Origin of the sequence: Amycolatopsis pigmentata (assembly GCF_042684065.1) — a bacterium.
GTDB classification, from domain to species: domain Bacteria; phylum Actinomycetota; class Actinomycetes; order Mycobacteriales; family Pseudonocardiaceae; genus Amycolatopsis_E; species Amycolatopsis_E pigmentata.
The window spans coordinates 502,180-518,957 of the sequence record NZ_JBHUKR010000006.1; the positions used below are offsets into that span (position 1 = coordinate 502,180).

General features: G+C 70.3%; 18 protein-coding genes. 16 read left to right on the forward strand and 2 right to left on the reverse strand.

Going from position 1 to position 16,778, the window contains the following annotated elements; all coding sequences use genetic code 11:
- Window positions 1-141 precede the first annotated feature (141 nt).
- The 7 genes from pgsA to ACFSXZ_RS10230 all read left to right on the forward strand — a co-directional run bounded on the left by pgsA (window position 142) and on the right by ACFSXZ_RS10230 (window position 5,932).
- Complete coding sequence (gene pgsA, locus ACFSXZ_RS10200) at window positions 142-750, forward strand: phosphatidylinositol phosphate synthase (protein ID WP_378263718.1); 609 nt, start codon at window positions 142-144, stop codon at window positions 748-750.
- Window positions 747-1,640, forward strand: coding sequence for a phosphatidylinositol mannoside acyltransferase (locus ACFSXZ_RS10205; protein WP_378263720.1), 894 nt, complete (start codon window positions 747-749; stop codon window positions 1,638-1,640). Before pgsA ends, ACFSXZ_RS10205 begins: the two co-directional genes overlap by 4 nt.
- Window positions 1,637-2,785 (forward strand): glycosyltransferase family 4 protein, encoded by a 1,149-nt coding sequence (locus ACFSXZ_RS10210; protein WP_378263722.1) that lies wholly within the window; start codon window positions 1,637-1,639, stop codon window positions 2,783-2,785. The genes ACFSXZ_RS10205 and ACFSXZ_RS10210 overlap by 4 nt, the downstream gene beginning before the upstream one ends.
- Entirely contained in the window at window positions 2,782-3,276 is a 495-nt protein-coding gene (locus ACFSXZ_RS10215; protein WP_378263724.1) for an NUDIX hydrolase, read from the forward strand. The genes ACFSXZ_RS10210 and ACFSXZ_RS10215 overlap by 4 nt, the downstream gene beginning before the upstream one ends.
- 188 nt (window positions 3,277-3,464) lie before the next feature.
- The gene (locus tag ACFSXZ_RS10220) at window positions 3,465-4,532 is read left to right on the forward strand and encodes a glycosyltransferase (RefSeq protein WP_378263726.1); all 1,068 of its coding nucleotides are present in this window, start codon (window positions 3,465-3,467) and stop codon (window positions 4,530-4,532) included.
- A 51-nt stretch (window positions 4,533-4,583) separates the two neighbouring features.
- Complete coding sequence (locus ACFSXZ_RS10225; RefSeq protein WP_378263729.1) at window positions 4,584-5,159, forward strand: TetR/AcrR family transcriptional regulator; 576 nt, start codon at window positions 4,584-4,586, stop codon at window positions 5,157-5,159.
- A gap of 68 nt (window positions 5,160-5,227) precedes the next feature.
- Window positions 5,228-5,932 (forward strand): alpha/beta fold hydrolase, encoded by a 705-nt coding sequence (locus ACFSXZ_RS10230; protein ID WP_378263731.1) that lies wholly within the window; start codon window positions 5,228-5,230, stop codon window positions 5,930-5,932.
- A 49-nt stretch (window positions 5,933-5,981) separates the two neighbouring features.
- On the opposite strand, the gene ACFSXZ_RS10235 is transcribed toward ACFSXZ_RS10230, so the two are convergent.
- Complete coding sequence (locus ACFSXZ_RS10235; protein ID WP_378263733.1) at window positions 5,982-6,506, reverse strand: XdhC family protein; 525 nt, start codon at window positions 6,504-6,506, stop codon at window positions 5,982-5,984.
- 33 nt (window positions 6,507-6,539) lie between these two features.
- Window positions 6,540-8,657 carry an elongation factor G-like protein EF-G2 gene (locus tag ACFSXZ_RS10240; protein WP_378263735.1) on the reverse strand — a complete coding sequence of 706 codons (2,118 nt, stop codon included), beginning with the start codon at window positions 8,655-8,657 and terminating at the stop codon, window positions 6,540-6,542.
- A gap of 182 nt (window positions 8,658-8,839) precedes the next feature.
- Here ACFSXZ_RS10240 and pdxS point away from each other — a divergent pair, with 182 nt between their 5' ends.
- The 9 genes from pdxS (at window position 8,840) to secD (ending at window position 16,777) form a co-directional block, all read left to right on the forward strand.
- A complete protein-coding gene (gene pdxS / locus ACFSXZ_RS10245; RefSeq protein ID WP_378263737.1) occupies window positions 8,840-9,754 on the forward strand; it encodes a pyridoxal 5'-phosphate synthase lyase subunit PdxS in 915 nt (304 codons plus the stop codon).
- A 142-nt stretch (window positions 9,755-9,896) separates the two neighbouring features.
- The gene (gene pdxT, locus ACFSXZ_RS10250; RefSeq protein ID WP_378263740.1) at window positions 9,897-10,508 is read left to right on the forward strand and encodes a pyridoxal 5'-phosphate synthase glutaminase subunit PdxT; all 612 of its coding nucleotides are present in this window, start codon (window positions 9,897-9,899) and stop codon (window positions 10,506-10,508) included.
- Window positions 10,509-10,598: 90 nt separating this feature from the next.
- On the forward strand, window positions 10,599-11,348 hold the full coding sequence (locus ACFSXZ_RS10255) for a YebC/PmpR family DNA-binding transcriptional regulator (protein ID WP_378263742.1): 750 nt from the start codon (window positions 10,599-10,601) through the stop codon (window positions 11,346-11,348).
- 112 nt (window positions 11,349-11,460) lie between these two features.
- Window positions 11,461-11,982 carry a DUF4262 domain-containing protein gene (locus tag ACFSXZ_RS10260; protein ID WP_378263744.1) on the forward strand — a complete coding sequence of 174 codons (522 nt, stop codon included), beginning with the start codon at window positions 11,461-11,463 and terminating at the stop codon, window positions 11,980-11,982.
- A 99-nt stretch (window positions 11,983-12,081) separates the two neighbouring features.
- A complete protein-coding gene (ruvC, locus tag ACFSXZ_RS10265; RefSeq protein WP_378263746.1) occupies window positions 12,082-12,687 on the forward strand; it encodes a crossover junction endodeoxyribonuclease RuvC in 606 nt (201 codons plus the stop codon).
- Entirely contained in the window at window positions 12,684-13,277 is a 594-nt protein-coding gene (ruvA, locus tag ACFSXZ_RS10270; protein WP_378263748.1) for a Holliday junction branch migration protein RuvA, read from the forward strand. The genes ruvC and ruvA overlap by 4 nt, the downstream gene beginning before the upstream one ends.
- Window positions 13,274-14,329: a Holliday junction branch migration DNA helicase RuvB gene (gene ruvB / locus ACFSXZ_RS10275; protein ID WP_378263750.1), complete on the forward strand. Its 1,056-nt coding sequence runs from the start codon at window positions 13,274-13,276 to the stop codon at window positions 14,327-14,329. The genes ruvA and ruvB overlap by 4 nt, the downstream gene beginning before the upstream one ends.
- 278 nt (window positions 14,330-14,607) lie before the next feature.
- Window positions 14,608-15,003: a preprotein translocase subunit YajC gene (yajC, locus tag ACFSXZ_RS10280; protein WP_378264766.1), complete on the forward strand. Its 396-nt coding sequence runs from the start codon at window positions 14,608-14,610 to the stop codon at window positions 15,001-15,003.
- A gap of 196 nt (window positions 15,004-15,199) precedes the next feature.
- Window positions 15,200-16,777, forward strand: a complete 1,578-nt coding sequence (gene secD / locus ACFSXZ_RS10285) for a protein translocase subunit SecD (protein ID WP_378263752.1) — start codon at window positions 15,200-15,202, stop codon at window positions 16,775-16,777.
- Window position 16,778: the final 1 nt, after the last annotated feature.

Genomic DNA, 16,778 nt, shown 5'->3' on the forward strand with positions numbered 1-16,778 from the left:
CCGAGGACGGGCAGATGTCTTATCGGCGTCTTCTGCGCGCCGCGTCGGACCACCCGGGGCGACGGTGGATAGGCTGCGGTCGGCAAACCCGACACGCAGCTAGGTGAACTCCTCCATGCCCGACAGCTCCGAGCAGATCTGATGCTGAACATCTTCGCGCGCGAATCCGTCTCCCGTCTTCTCGACCCGCTCGGTCACGCGCTGGTGCGCGCCGGGCTGACGCCGAACGCGATGACCGTGATCGGTACGGCCGGGGCGATCGTGTGTGCCGTGGTGTTCTTCCCGGCCGGGATGCTGCTCGCCGGCACCTTCACGGTGTGGGGCTTCGCGATGCTCGATCTGCTCGATGGGGCGATGGCCCGGGCGCGCGGGTACGGGACCGCCTTCGGCGCGGTACTGGACGCCAGTTGTGACCGGCTGGTCGACGGTGCCGTGTTCGCGGCGATCGCCTGGTGGTGCTTCGTCTCCGCCGGTGACCTCCGGGCCGCCGCGGCCGCGCTGATCTCCCTCGTGCTGGGCCAGGTGATCTCCTATGTCAAGGCCCGCGCCGAGGCGTCGGGCCTGCAGGCCGACGGGGGCCTGATCGAGCGGGCCGAGCGCTTGATCATCGGGCTGACCGGTACCGGGCTGCAGGGTTTCGGCGTTCCCTACGCCGTCGAAGCCTCCCTGTGGCTGCTCGCGGTGCTGTCGGCGATCACGCTGGCACAGCGGATGATCGCCGTCGCCGCATCCGCACGGGAGGCCGCGTGAGTGGTTTCGGCCGGAGCATGAGTGAACTCGGGTACGCGGCGGGTTGGCAGCTGGTGCGGCGAGTACCCGAAGGCCTGGCCACCGCCGTGTTCTCGCTGGGCGCGGACTTCGCCGCGCGCCGGGCCGGGCCGGGCGTACGGCAGTTGCGCCGCAACCTCTCGCGCGTCGTCCCGCAGGCCGGCGAGACGGAGCTCGACGAGCTGACCCGCCTCGCGATGAGGTCGTACGCGCGCTACTGGCAGGAAATGTTCCGGCTCCCCGCGATGGACCACGCCGTGATCCGGAAGAACGTCGCCGAGCGGATCAGCGGCGTGGAGTACCTCGACGCCGCGCTCGAGGAGGGCAACGGGGCGGTGATGGTGCTGCCGCACTCGGGCAACTGGGACGCGGCGGGGCTCTGGATGGTCGACTACGCGGGCTCGTTCACCACGGTGGTCGAGCGCCTCAAGCCCGAGTCGGTGTACCAGCGGTTCGTGGCCTTCCGCGAATCGCTGGGGTTCGAAATCGTTCCGGCGAGCCGTGGCACGGGCTCTTTCCGGCTTCTGCTGCAACGGCTGCGGGAGAACAAGGTGCTCTGCCTCGTCGGTGACCGCGACCTCAACCGCAACGGTGTCCCGGTCATGTTCTTCGGTCACCAGACCACGATGCCCGGCGGCGCGGCGCGGCTGTCGGCGGTCACCGGCGCGGCGCTGCTCCCGGTCGGATCGTGGTTCACCGAGGGCGGCTGGGCCATCCGGATCCACCCGCCGATCAGGGTCAACTCCCGCGAGGAGGTGCCCGCCGCCATGCAGGCGCTGGCGGACATCTTCGCCGGGGACATCGCCGCGCACCCGGCGGACTGGCACATGATGCAGAAGCTGTGGACCGCCGATTTCGAGGACGCCGCGTGAAGATCGGGATCGTCTGCCCGTACTCGTTCGACGTGCCCGGCGGTGTGCAGGGCCACGTCGTCGATCTGGCGAAGGCGTTGCTGGCGCGGGGACACGAGGTGTCGGTGCTGGCGCCCGGGGACGAGGACGACGGCATGCCGGAATTCGTCCGGCCGGCCGGAAAAGCGCTCGGCATCCCGTACAACGGCTCGGTGGCCCGGCTCCAGTTCGGCCCGGTGTCCTATGCGCGGGTGCGACGGTGGTTGCGGGAAGGCAATTTCGACGTGCTGCACCTGCACGAGCCCGCCGCGCCCAGTCTGTCGCTGCTCGCGCTGAAGGTCGCGGAGGGTCCGATCGTGGCCACCTTCCACACCTCGACCCCGCGATCGCGCACGCTGTCGGCGTTCCAGCCGGTGCTGCGTCCCTTGCAGGAGAAGATCACCGCACGGATCGCGGTGTCCGCGCTCGCGCGAAGGGTCCAGGTCGAGCACGCGGGCGGCGATGCCGTCGAGATCCCGAACGGCGTGGACGTCGCGTTCTTCTCGCGAGCCGTGCCGCTGGAGGGCTATCCGCGGGAGGGCGGCACCATCGGCTTCGTCGGCCGGTTCACCGAGCCCCGCAAGGGAATGCCGGTGCTGCTGGATGCCTGCCGCCGGCTGTTGCCCCGGTTTCCCGGCCTGCGGCTGGTGGTGGTCGGTCGCGGGGATGCGGATGACCTGCACCGCATGGCCGGGTCCGCGCTCGCCCCGCACATCGAACTTCTCGGCCAGGTGGACGACGAAACGAAGGCTCGCGTGCTTCGCAGCGTCGACGTCTACTGCGCGCCGAACACCGGTGGCGAGAGCTTCGGCATGATCCTCACCGAGGCGATGGCGGCCGCCACGGCGGTGGTGGCCAGCGGGCTCGACTCCTTCCGGCGGGTGCTGGACGACGGCAAGGCCGGTCTGCTGGCCGCGCCGGGCGACGCGGCGGCGCTCGCCGGCGCGCTCGGCGAGGTGCTTTCAGACCCGGTGAAACGTGCGTCGCTGGCCGCCGCGGCCGCCGAGCGGGTGGCGATCTACGACTGGCAGGTCGTGGTGACCCAGGTGCTGCGGGTCTACGAAACGGCGGTCGCCGCCGACCCCCGGCGGGTCGGTGCCGCCGTCGAAGAACGGGCCGGGCGATGAACTGGTTCGTCTACCTCGCCGCCACGGTGGCGGCGGTGGTCGTGCTCGGCGGATTGTTCCTGCTCGCCACCGCGAACCGGCTGGACCGCCTCCACGTCCGCCTGGACGCGGGCTGGGCCGCGCTCGACGCGGCGCTGGCGCGACGGGCGGTGGTCGCCCGGGCGGTGGCCGCCGCGGCCCTCGACCACGACCAGGCGGCATGCCTGCACCAGGCGGCGGACGCGGCGGAAAAGGCGCCACGGCAGGAACGGGAAGCGGCCGAGAACGAACTGACCCGGGTGCTCACGGCGATCGATCGCCGAGCGCTCCCATCCCGGCTCGCCGACGAACTCGCCGATGCCGAGCAGCGCGTGGTGATCGCGCGCCGAGTCCACAACGATGCCGTGCGCGACACTCTTACCTTGCGGCAACGCCGGAAAGTCCGCTACTTCCGCCTTGCCGGGACCGCGCCCCGGCCGGAGTACTTCGAGATCGCCGAACCCGATCTGTAGGTCACGCGGGACGATCTGGACTGGACCATTGCCCACCCGAAAGAGAGGGAGGGTTCGTTTTCTTATAGGCTGCGGTCGATCGACGCGGTACCGGGAGGCGGGTGCCGCGTTTCCGACGCAACCCAGCAACCGAGGTCAATGTGCGCATCCTTTTCAGCGGAACCCCTACGCCCGGCCATGTTCTGCCGATGTTGCCGGTCGCGGACGCCGCCCGTGCCGCCGGGCACGAGACGGCCGTTCTGACGGCGGCGGAGATGGCTCCGTTGGTCGCTCCGCTACCGGTGTTCCCGGCCGGCCCCACCGTCGAGCACGTCATAGCGGAAACCATCCGGCTCACCGGGTCCGATCCCGCCCAGCCGGGTCCCGCGGCGGTCGAGATGTTCGCCGGGATCCGCGTGGAGCTCGCTCTCGACGAATCCCTCCGGCAGGCCCGCTCCTTCGATCCCGACCTGATGGTGTGCGAAGCGTTCGACTACGCCGGTCCGGTCGTGGCTTCGGCCTTGGGTGTGCCGTGGGCCGCGCACGGAATCTCCGGCCCGGTTCCCGATGAGCTGGTGCGGGCGATGGGGCAACGGGTGGCTTCGGAGTACGAAAAACGGTCGCTGGTTCCGGTGCCGCCGATCGGGTTCGTCGACCCCTACCCCGATCTTCTGAGGGACCCCGCGGAGCGCACCGCCGAGGACCGGATAACGCTGCGTCCCACGGCCAACGAACATGGCATGGGGCGGGAGGCCCCGTCACTGCCCCGTTCCGAACGCCCCAGCGCGCTCGTCACCGTGGGTACCACCGTGAGTGATGACGATGAACTGTCCAAAATGGTCTCTTCGGTGGCGGCGGCCGGGTTCACCGTGATCGTGACAGCGGAAGCCGAAGCTCTGGCCCTCTCCCCGGAAGTCGATCGCCGGCACGTGCACCCGGTCGGTTTCGTCCCGCTGGCAACGCTGTTGCCGTCGGTCGATGTCGTCGTCACCGCCGGGGGAACCGGGACCGTTCTCGCGGCGCTGTCCCGGAGTCTGCCGATGGTGATCCGTCCGTTCCACGCCGACCAACCGTGGAACGCCGCGAGAGCCGCCGGTGCCGGCGCGGCGATCGTCGTCGAGGACGCGACCGAGGCGGGCACGGCGGCCGGTGACCTGGTCAAGGACCCGAAATACCGGGAATCCGCGGCGGCGGTCGCGACCGAGCTGGCGTCGCTGAACTCGCCGGACGAGGTGCTGCGGCAACTGATCTCCCGAAGCGGCCGTACCGTACGGTAGTGCTCATCACGGAGCGCCGAAGCGAGGTGTGACGAGGAGAGCGGAGGGCGGTTGCCGAAGGTCAGCCCGGAGTACCGGGAGTCACGGCGGCAGGAAATCCTGCATGCCGCCCGTGCTCTCTTCGCCAAGCAGGGCTTCGCCGGCACGTCGATGTCCGATCTGGTCAGCGCCACCGGCCTGTCGATCGGGGCGCTGTACCGCTACTTTCCGAGCAAGACCGATCTCGTGATGGCAGTGGTCGAAGGCCGGGACGGCACTGTCGACGGCTCGTACGACGACAGCGAAAGTCCGGGCGAACTGTTGAGCCGCTTGCTCTGCTATGTCGCGCCCGGCACACCGGCAGGCACCTCCCAAGCCCGGCTGACCGCGCAGATCTGGGGCGACGCCGCGGTGAATCCGGGTTTCGCGGCCAAGGTCCGGGAGCGGCATGGCGCGCTGGTCGATCAACTCGCCGGTCGTTTGCGGGCGACCCGCCGCAAGCGCACCGCGGGGCACCGCGACGAATCCGCGTTGGCGGAGGTTCTGCTGGCGGCGCTCATCGGTTTCGCCGCACTCGTCGCCACCGAGTCGCCGGTCGACCCGCAAGCCTTCGAACGCACGTTGCTCCAGTTGCTCGCCGACGCCTAGCACTCGGTGGTCCGAGAGCAGTCGCGGACCGGGCCGGAATTGTCGTACGCCCGCGCTACGGTGCGTTCATGTCGGAATTCGTACTGGTCCCGGGCGCCTGGCTCGGCGCATGGGCCTGGGAGGACGTGGTGCCGGTACTGCGCGCCGCCGGCCACGGCGCGCATCCGGTGACGCTGTCCGGTCTCGCGGAGAAGAAAGGCATGCCCGCCGGGCAGCGGACTCACGTCCAGGACATCGTCGGCGAGGTCGAGCGCGGCGACCTGCGCGAGGTGGTTCTGGTCGGGCACAGTTACTCGGGCATCCCGGTCGGCCAGGCCGCCGGGCGGATCGGCGATCGGCTCGCCCACGTCGTGTTCGTCGATGCCAACGTCCCGGTCGACGGTGAGGCGTTCGCCGGGCCTGCCGAAGCCGCCGAGATCAGCGCACACGGTGGGTTCTGGCCGCCGTGGCCGCCGGGGGAGTTCGAAGGCCAGGGGCTCACGGACGAGCAGATCAAAAGGATCGTGCGCGACTCGACACCGCATCCCGGTGCGAGCCTGACCGAGCCCGCTGTGCTGACACGGCCGCTCGCCGAGCTCCCGGCGACCTACGTCAAGTGCCTCCTCGATGGCGACGATCCCGGCGCGACCGTGGCGGAGTTGCTGACCGGCGAGCGTTGGCGGCTGGTCACGATGAACACCGGTCACTGGCCGATGTTCTCGCGGCCTCATGAACTGGCGCGGATCCTGCTCGACGCCGCCGCACCTGGCGGCACGGACACGGTGGCGGGGTGAGGCGATGGCGTTCTGATCTTCGTGCCGCCGGGCCGATTCGGTAGCCGGCTCAGAACTCGAAGCCGCCTGGCCGGCCCGTGCGGTCGGCCAGGAGACCAGCGAGCGTCGCCAGCGCGATCTCCGGCGGGGTGCGGGATCCGATGTTCAGCCCGACGGGCCGGTGCACCCGGGCGATGTCGTCGGCGCTGACGTTCAGTTCCTTCAGCGCCTCGATGTGCGGTCCGGGCACGCGCGGGTTGCCCATCAGGCCGACCCACCGGACCGGGTAGGCCAGGACGTCCCGCAGTGCCGGGCCGAGCTCCGGCCGGTGGTGGTCGGTCACCACCACTTCGGTGGTTCCGTCGAGTTCCGGCAGCTCACTGGTCACTCCGAGATCGGCGTCGGCCACCGCGCCGGCGCGGGCCGTATCCGGCTCGTACAGCACGGTGCGGTAACCCAGGCCGCGCCCGAAACTGAGCAGGAAACCGGCCACCGGCGAGGCGAAGACCGCCACCAGCGTCAGTCCGGTGGCCTGGTGCCGGATCTCGCCTTCGCCGTGGGCGACCGCGCAGGTCGGGTCATGCTCGGTTGTCATAGGTCGAGTCTGCCACCGGGAGCACGATTCCCGTCACGACGGCGCGAGGGCCTGCGGGAGGGGGTCGAACCGGGCGTGGTGACGGGTGAAGGTCGCGGTGCCCGAGGTCAGTGAACGGAGGTCGGTCGCATAGCGCAGCAACTCGGTCGCGGGCACTTCGGCCCGGATCACCGTCCGGCCGCCACCCGACGATTCGGTGCCCAGCACCCGGCCCCGCCGGGACGACAGGTCGCCGAGGACGGTGCCCAGGTGGTCGTCGGGCAGGCTCACCTCGACTTCGTCCAGCGGTTCGAGCAGCGTCATCCGCCCGTTGGCGGCGGCGTCCTTCAGCGCGAGCGCGCCGGCGGTCTGGAACGCGGCGTCCGAGGAATCGACGCTGTGGGACTTGCCGTCCACCAGCGTGACGCGGATGTCGACCACCGGGTGGCCTGCCGCGAGTCCCCGTTGAAGCTGGGCCCGCACGCCCTTTTCCACGCTGGGGATGAACTGGTGCGGAACAGCCCCGCCGACGACCCGGTCCACGAACTCGAAACCGGCGCCGCGTTCCAGCGGCTCCACTTCGATGTCGCACACCGCGTACTGACCGTGCCCGCCGGACTGTTTGACGTGCCTTCCGTGTCCCTTCGCGGGGGCGGTGAAGGTCTCCCGCAGACTGATCTTGACCGGTTCGGTGTCCACTTCGGCGCCGCCCGCGCGCAACCGGGACAGCACCACGTCGGCGTGCGCCTCGCCCATGCACCACAACACGAGCTGCGCGGTCTCCGCGTTGCGTTCCAGCCGTAGGGTGGGGTCCCCGGCCACGAGCCGGGAAAGATTGCGCGCCAAGGCATCCTCGTCACTGCGGTTGTGCGCGACGATCGCGACCGGCAACAGGGGCTCGGGCATCGTCCACGGCCTCATCAGCAGCGGATGTTCGGGGGCGGACACGGTGTCGCCGGTTTCCGCCGAGCCGACCTTGGTCAGCGCGCAGAGGTCCCCGGCCACGCAGTAGGGCACTTCGCGCAGGGTGGCGCCGAGGGGCGAGTACAGGTGCGCGACGCGCTCGTCGGCGTCGTGATCTTCGTGGCCGCGCTCGGCGAGCCCGTGCCCGGACACGTGCACGGGGCGTTCCGGGCGCAGAGTCCCGGAGAACACCCGGACCAGCGAAACCCGCCCGACGTAGGAGTCCACCGCGGTGCGCACCACCTCGGCGGCGAGCGGGCCGCCGGGATCGGCCCGCAGTTCGATGCGCTGCGAACCGTCGATCGAGCTGACCGGCGGGACCGGATGTTCCAGCGGGGAAGGGAAGGCGCGCACCATTCCGTCCAGCAGTTCGGCGAGGCCGACGCCGGTGGTGGCGCACACCGGGACGACCGGATGGAACGCGCCGCGCGCCACGGCGGTTTCCAGGTCCGAAATCAGCGTCGACTCGGCGATCTCCTCTCCGGCGAGGTACCGGTCCATCAGGGTCTCGTCCTCGCTTTCGGCGATGATCCCCTCGATCAGTTCGTTGCGCGCCTCGGTCATCCGTTCGAGATCGCCTGCCCCGGGTTCGCCGATGACCGGCGGGTATCCGCCCGAATAGTCGAAAAGCCGTTGCGTGATCAGGCCGATCAGACCAGGCCCGTCCCCGCTCGCCGGCAGGTACAGCGGCAGCACGCCGGCGCCGAAAGCCTCCTGGCACGCCGCGATCTCGGCCGTCGCGTCGGCGCGGTGATGGTCGAGCCGGGAGATCACCACCGCCCTCGGCATGCCGACCGCGTCGCACTCTTCCCACAGCGCGACGGTGGCGGCGTCCACGCCTTCGGCCGCGGACACCACGAACAAGGCCGCGTCGGCGGCGCGCAGCCCCGCGCGCAACTCGCCGACGAAATCCGCGTAACCGGGGGTGTCGATGAGGTTGATCTTGGTGCCGTCGTGCACCACGGGCGCGACGGCCAGGCCGACCGACCGCTGCTGGCGGACCGCCGCCGGATCGTGGTCACAGACCGTGGTGCCCTCCACCACGGAACCGGCCCGCGACACGGTGCCGGACACCGCGAGCAGGGCCTCGGTCAGAGTGGTCTTGCCGGAACCGGACGGCCCCACGAGGACGACGTTGCGCACGTTGCGCGGGTCGTCCACAGCGACCGCGGCCCCGGAATCACCGTTTCTGGATTGCTTGTCGGCCATGGTGAGGCCTCCCGGGACGTCGGTGTCTGCGTTTGCTTTGGGTGTGCCTTCGATCACACACCCGTTGGACCCGGCCCGGCAACCCCGCGTTCACCTCCGGAAGGTCCAGGCGGGAAAGTGGCCTGCTGAGATAGCGCCATACTGGACTGGGGAAGCGGTCCACCCGAGCCTAGAATCGTGGTATGCCCGAAGTCGAGACTCCTGCTTCCGCCCAGCCCGAACGGGGTACCGCGCGTGTCAAGCGAGGCATGGCGGAGATGCTCAAAGGCGGCGTCATCATGGACGTCGTCACCCCCGATCAGGCGAAGATCGCCGAAGACGCCGGGGCCGTCGCGGTGATGGCGCTGGAGCGCGTGCCCGCCGACATCCGGGCGCAGGGCGGGGTGGCCAGGATGAGTGATCCCGACCTGGTCGAGGGCATCATCGAGGCGGTGTCCATCCCGGTGATGGCCAAGGCCCGGATCGGCCACTTCGTCGAGGCGCGGATCCTCCAGGCGCTCGGCGTCGACTACGTCGACGAGTCCGAGGTGCTCACCCCGGCGGACTACGCCCACCACATCGACAAGTGGGCGTTCACCGTGCCGTTCGTGTGCGGGGCGACGAACCTCGGGGAGGCGCTGCGCCGGATCGCCGAGGGCGCGGCGATGATCCGCTCCAAGGGCGAGGCCGGTACCGGTGACGTCTCCAACGCGACCACCCACATGCGGAAGATCCGCGCCGAGATCAAGCGGCTCTCGTCGCTGCCCGAGGACGAACTCTACGTCGCGGCGAAGGAGCTGCAGGCTCCGTACGAGCTGGTCAAGGAGGTGGCCGAGCGCGGCAGGCTGCCGGTGGTGCTGTTCACCGCGGGCGGGATCGCGACGCCGGCCGACGCCGCGATGATGATGCAGCTCGGTGCCGAGGGCGTGTTCGTCGGGTCGGGGATCTTCAAGTCCGGCGACCCGGCCAAGCGGGCCGAGGCGATCGTCAAGGCCACCACCTTCCACGACGACCCGGACGTGCTCGCGAAGGTCTCCCGTGGACTGGGACAGGCGATGGTCGGCATAAACGTCGACGACGTGCCCGAGCCGCACCGTCTGGCCGAACGCGGCTGGTGACCCGGGCGCGTCCCCGCGCTCATGGCTTCTCGGAGGAAGGCGGCTTACCCGGTAAGCCGCCTTCCTCTCTTTCGTGGTGCCCCGGGAGCCCGTGCGGCGCTCGCGCGGTGTGAGTCCTTAGAGTGGTCGATGAGGAGGTCAGGTGGTAGGGACGCCGGTCATCGGAGTGCTCGCCCTGCAGGGTGACGTGGCTCAGCACGTCGCGATGCTGGAACGCGCGGGCGCGAAGGCCGTCCCCGTGCGGCGGCAGGCGGAGCTGGCCCGTGTCGACGGCCTGGTGCTGCCGGGCGGCGAGTCGACCACCATGTCGCACCTGCTCGGCACCTTCGAGCTGCTGGAACCGCTGCGTGAGCGCATCGCCGAGGGCATGCCCGCCTACGGTTCCTGTGCCGGGATGATCCTGCTGGCCCGGCAGGTGCTGGACGGCAGGGCCGATCAGCGCCAGCTCGACGGGCTCGACGTCGTGGTGCGGCGCAACGCCTTCGGCAGGCAGGTCGACTCGTTCGAGGGCGTTCTCGACTTCACCGGTGCCGGCCGGCTCCACGCGGTGTTCATCCGCGCCCCCTGGGTGGAGAAGGCCGGTGACGGGGTCGAGATACTGGCTCGGATCCCGGACATCCCGGAGGCGGGTGAGGCAGCCGATAGGATCGTCGCGGTCCGGCAGGGCGCGGTGCTGGCCACCGCGTTCCATCCGGAGCTCACCGGGGACGAGCGCGTGCACCGGCTGTTCGTCGGCATGGTGCGGGGGACGTAGAAGAGACGAAGACGGACAAGGAGAGCCGTGCGGCCACCACACAGTGGTCACCACGAAGCCTCCCGTTAGAGACGAAGGGTCGGAAGAGAGATGAGCGGCCACTCCAAGTGGGCAACTACGAAGCACAAGAAGGCCGCCCTCGACGCCAAGCGTGGCAAGCTGTTCGCGAGACTGATCAAGAACATCGAGGTCGCCGCGCGGACCGGCGGGGGCGACCCGGATGGCAATCCGACGCTGTACGACGCGATCCAGAAGGCCAAGAAGAACTCGGTACCGCAGGACAACATCGAGCGCGCGCGCAAACGCGGTGGCGGTGAAGAGGCGGGCGGCGCGGACTGGCAGACGATCAACTACGAGGGTTACGGCCCCAACGGGGTCGCCGTGCTGATCGAGTGCCTGACCGACAACCGCAACCGCGCCGCTTCGGAGGTGCGCACCGCGCTGACCCGCAACGGCGGCTCGCTCGCGGACCCGGGTTCGGTGTCCTACCTGTTCAACCGCAAGGGCGTGGTGATCATGCCCAAGAACGGGCTGGCCGAGGACGACGTCCTGATGGCCGTGCTCGACGCCGGCGCCGAGGAGGTCAACGATCTCGGGGAGAACTTCGAGATCGTGTCCGAGGCCGGTGATCTGGTCGAGGTGCGGAAGGCGCTGCAGGAGGCCGGGTACGACTACGAGTCGGCTGAGGCGAGCTTCCTGCCCTCGGTCAACGTCCCGCTGGACGCCGACGGGGCGAAGAAGGTCTTCAAGCTGATCGACGCGCTCGAAGACTGCGACGATGTCCAGAATGTCTACGCCAACTTCGATGTTCCCGATGAGGTTCTGGCGGAAGTCGGCTGAGCCGTTCCTTTCAGCGTGGCGGGACATCCTCCCACCACGAAAGTCCCGGCGTGCGTCCACGCCGGGACTTTTTCGCCGACCGGTCTGGGCCAGACGGGGCCGATCCGGCAGAATGCCCGCCATGAAGACCGAGACCCTGGCACCCGAAGATCAGGAGTTGCTCGAGTGGATCGTCGCCGAGGCGGAGCGGCGAGGCAACGCGGTCATTCAGGTTCCCCGTGACGACAAGGGATCCGGCTACTGCTTCACCGCGTGCGGGTGGGCACTGCACCAGATCCCGGAAGCGGTCGTGATCGGTCTTCCCGAGCACATGGCGCCGGTTCTGCTCGACGCCTATGTCGATCGTGCGGCCACCGGCGAGGCGTTCGTCCCCGGCCGGATCTACGACGATTTCTTCGAAGGCGTGCCGGTGACCTTCGAACGGGTCGCCCGCGGCTACTACACCGAGTTCCTCGGCAGCGCGTTTCTGGTCTATCCCGAAGGGGATTTTCCCGCGCTGCAGATCATCGTGGCGACCCCGGAGGGGAAATGGCCGTGGGACCACGACGCTCCCGAGGGTTTCGCCGAATGGCAGCCGGTGCTCACCGAAAGCGGGCGGCCGGAGAGCTGGACCCCCGGCGTCGACGGTCCATAGTGGACACTCGTCCCGTTCGGCGCGTCCTCCCGGCGAGCGCGCGGTACACCCGGTAATCTCCCGAACTGGTGTTCGGTGTGGTTCGGGAGAGGTGGGCCGGTGCGAGTCCTCGGTGTCGACCCGGGATTGACGCGGTGCGGGCTGGGCGTCGTGGACGGGGGCACGGGCCGCGCGGTCCGTTGCGTCGCCGTGGACGTGGTGCGTACCCCTGTCGACGCTTCGCTGGCCGACCGGCTGTTGCGGGTGTCGGACGCGGTGGAGGAATGGCTCGACCGTTATCGTCCCGAAGCGGTGGCCGTGGAGCGCGTGTTCAGCCAGCACAATGTCCGCACCGCGATGGGCACCGCGCAGGCCGGGGGAGTGGTCGCCCTCGGCGCGGCGAGACGAGGGCTGCCGGTGGTGTTCCACACGCCGAGTGAGGTGAAGGCGGCCGTCACCGGGTCGGGCCGGGCGGACAAGGCCCAGGTCACCGGTATGGTGACCCGGTTGCTGGGGCTGGCGGAGCGGCCGAGTCCCGCCGACGCGGCGGACGCGCTCGCGCTGGCGATCTGCCACCTGTGGCGGGAGCCGATGCGGGCCCGGCTCGCCGAGGCGGAGGAGCGGGCGGCCCAGCTGGCGAAGACGCATCGGGCGCGGCTGGCGGCGGCCGCCAAAAGCGCGCAAGGGAAGCGCCGGGGGAGCGCGGAAGGAGGAGCGGCACGGTGATCGCGTCGGTGCGGGGAGAAGTGCTGTCGGTCGGGCTCGACCACGTGGTGGTGGAGGTCGGAGGCGTGGGCCTGGCGGTGCAGGCGACCCCGTCCACGCTGGCCACGCTGCGCCGAGGCGAGCAGACGCGGCTGCACACGGCGCTGGTCGTCCGCGAGGATTCGCTGACCCTCTTCGGCTTCGCCGACGCGGACGCGCGCGAGTTGTTCGGGCTGCTGCAGACCGTCTCCGGGATCGGGCCGCGGCTCGCGCTCGCCGCGCTGGCCGTGCTGGATCCGGACAAGCTGCGCACCGCGCTCGCGGAAGGCAACATCACGGTGCTCACCCAGGTTCCCGGTATCGGGCGGAAGGGCGCCGAGCGGCTCAGCCTCGAACTGCGCGACAAGGTGATCGCCGCCGCGCCCGACGGCCGGCAGGCGGCGCCCGTGGCGGCGGGCGCGGTTCGCGCCGAGGTCGTCGAGGCGCTCACCGGCCTCGGTTTTCCCGCCCGCCAGGCGGAACCGGCGGTCGACAAGGTACTGGCCGCGGGCGAGGCGGCCGACACTTCCGCGGTGCTTCGCGCGGCGCTGTCCGCACTGGGGCGTAAGTGAGCGGGGCGGCCGACTCGGAGGCCGACGAGACCTTGTCCGCGCTGCCGCAGCAGGGTGAGCGCGAGGTCGAGACGACGCTGCGGCCGCGCAAGCTCGCGGAGTTCGTGGGCCAGCCCCGCGTGCGTGAGCAGCTCGAACTGGTGCTGGAGAGCGCCCGGCGCCGCGGGGTTCCCCCCGATCACGTGCTCCTGTCCGGCCCGCCGGGGCTGGGCAAGACCAGCCTGGCGATGATCATCGCGGCCGAGCTGGACGCGGCCATCCGGATCACCTCCGGGCCCGCGCTGGAGCGCGCCGGGGATCTCGCCGCGATGCTGTCGAACCTGGCCGAGGGCGACGTGCTGTTCATCGACGAGATCCACCGCATCGCGCGCCCCGCCGAGGAGATGCTCTATCTGGCGATGGAGGACTTCCGGGTCGACGTGGTGGTCGGCAAGGGCCCCGGCGCCACCAGCATCCCGCTGGAGATCGCGCCGTTCACGCTGGTCGGCGCCACCACCCGGTCGGGCGCGCTGACCGGGCCGCTGCGGGACCGGTTCGGCTTCACCGGGCAGATGGAGTTCTACGCCGACGACGAACTGGACCGGGTGGTCCGGCGCGCGGCCATGATCCTCGGCATCGAGATCGACGCCGAGGGCAGCGCGGAGATCGCCGGCCGGTCCCGGGGCACACCGCGGATCGCCAACCGGCTCCTCCGCCGGGTACGGGACTACGCCGAGGTCCGCGCCGACGGCCGGATCACCCGGGAGGTGACGCGCGCGGCCCTCGAGGTCTACGACGTGGACGAACTGGGCCTCGACCGCCTCGACCGGGCGGTGCTGGGCGCGCTGGTGCGGTCCTTCGGCGGCGGACCGGTGGGTGTGTCCACCCTCGCCGTCGCCGTCGGTGAAGAGCCGGCCACCGTCGAGGAGGTTTGTGAGCCCTACCTGGTCCGCGCCGGTATGCTGGCGCGCACGCCCCGGGGCCGGGTGGCTACCGCCGGTGCCTGGGAACACCTGGGCCTCCGGCCGCCGCCGGACTACGGCCGCACCGAGCAGTCGAGCCTGTTCGACTGAGCCTTTCGGCGTAGGGTGCCTGCCCCACCGAGTACCGGGTGCTGAGGTTTCCGGCCGGGCCTGGCACACTCGAAAGAGCACAATCTTCGACGGCGGTGACCGATGAAGCTGTGCGGCCGGGCGCGGTGACGGTGGAGCAGAAGCCGGAGGCGGGACCCGGTGGCCGACCGGTGACACCTACAGTAGGGCCGGAAAACGCCCTTGGTGTCGGCTTCGCGGCCCCGCGTCGCGAAGGAAAAGACGAGGAGGCGGGCACGGCGCCCGCCGAATGGAGAATCATGAACCAGCTTTTCCTGCCGTTGCTCCTCATGCTCGTCGTGGCGATCCCGCTGGTGATGGGTACCCGCAAGCAGAAGCGGGCCGCGCAGGAGCAGCAGCAGCTGCAGAAGACCCTGACCGAGGGCGACCGCGTGATGACGACCTCCGGCCTCTACGGCACGGTGGCCGACACCAGCAGCGAGACGACCATCGACATCGAGATCGCGCCCGGTGTGGTGACCACGTGGCTGCGTGCGGCGGTGCGGGAGAAGGTCGCCCCCGAGATCGAGGCCGACGAGCCCGTCGAGGACGAGGAGACTTCGGAGCCCACGGCGACGGCCTCTTCGGAGCCGGAGCCGGTCGAGGAGAAGGCCGGGCCGCAGATCGCGCCGCCCCTGGAGCACGGCAAGAAGTAAGCGGGTAAGTGGCGGGCGCTTCACCGGCGCCCGCGTTCACCCCGGGACGGCGGCGGCCGCGGACGGTCGTGAAAAGGACTAGCGTCGCGCAGTGATGCCGGGGCTGAACGCTGTGCTGTCAACACGTCGAGTAGTGTCTCGGGTGTTCTGGGGGGACCTGTCGTAGCGCAAGATCACTTCGAGGAGAAAGACGACCGTGGCACCATCCGCCGGGCGCTTCCGCCCGGGACGCTATCTCGGCCTTTTCGCCTTCATCGTGGTCCTGCTCTACGTGCTGGTCTTCTTCACCGGCGGCGGCAAGCCCACCCCGAAGCTGGGCATCGACCTGCAGGGCGGCACGCGCGTGACGCTGACCGCGCGCACCCCGGACGGGTCCGCGCCGTCGAAGGAGTCGCTCAACCAGGCCCGCCAGATCATCGAGACCCGGGCCAACGGCTTCGGGGTCGCAGGCACCGAGGTCCTGCTGGACGGCAACAACATCGTCACCACGGTGCCGGGCGCGGACGGCGACCAGGCCAAGAAGATCGGCCAGACGGCCAAGCTGGGCTTCCGCAAGGTGCTCGACGCGCAGCAGGTGACCACCCCGCCCGCGCCGGCCCCGCCCGCGACCACCGACGAGCAGTCCACCGCCGCGATCCAGCAGGCCAAGAAGACCCGGCAGGACCCGGGACTGGTCACCGGCACCGGGGACAGCCTCGCCGCCTCGCCCGCCGAGCAGCAGGCGCTGGCCGCCTTCACCTGTTCCGCCCAGGATCCCCTGCGCGGCAACGACGACCCGAACGCCCCGCTGCTGGCCTGTAATCAGCAGGGCACCGAGAAGTACCTGCTGGGCCCGGTCTTCCTGCAGGGCACGGAGATCGACAGCGCCGCCGCGTCGCCCCCGGCGCAGAGCAAGCCGGGCTGGACGGTCGACCTGACGTTCAAGTCGGCCGGGCGGCAGATCTGGGCCGACTTCACCTCCAAGAACGTCCAGCAGCGCGCCGCGTTCGTGCTCGACACGCAGGTCGTGTCGGCGCCCACCATCCAGAACGCGATCGTGGACGGCAACACACAGATCAGCGGCTCGTTCACCCAGCAGCAGACCAAGGATCTCGCCGACATCCTCAAGTACGGCTCGCTGCCGCTGTCGTTCACCCCGTCCGACGCGCTCACCGTGTCCGCCACCCTCGGCCTGGCTTCGCTGGAGGCCGGGCTGATCGCGGGTGGTGTCGGGCTGGCGCTGGTCTTCGTCTACTGCCTGTTCTACTACCGCCTGCTGGGCGCGCTGACGGTGGTGTCGCTGGCGCTGTCCGGCCTCCTCGTGTACGCGATGCTGGTGCTGCTCGGCCGGTGGATCGGGTTCACCCTGGACCTGGCCGGGGTCGCCGGGTTCATCATCGCCATCGGTGTCACCGCGGACTCCTTCGTGGTGTTCTTCGAACGGCTCAAGGACGAGATCCGCGAAGGCGGGCGGACGTTCCGCTCCGCGGTGCCCCGGGGCTGGGCGCGGGCTCGCCGCACGATCCTGGCCTCCGACGCGGTCATGTTCCTCGCGTCGGCGGTGCTGTACGCGATCGCGGTCGGCGATGTGCGGGGCTTCGCCTTCACCCTCGGTCTGTCCACCGTGCTCGACCTGGTCGTGGTGTTCCTGGTGACGCATCCGCTGGTGGCGATGGCCTCGACGTCCAAGGCGCTGTCCAACCCCAGGCTCACCGGTCTCGGTGGCGTCCAGAGCGTCGCGGCCGAGCGCCGTGCCGCCCGGAAAGCCGCGGGCGCGGCCGTGAAGGAGGCGTGAC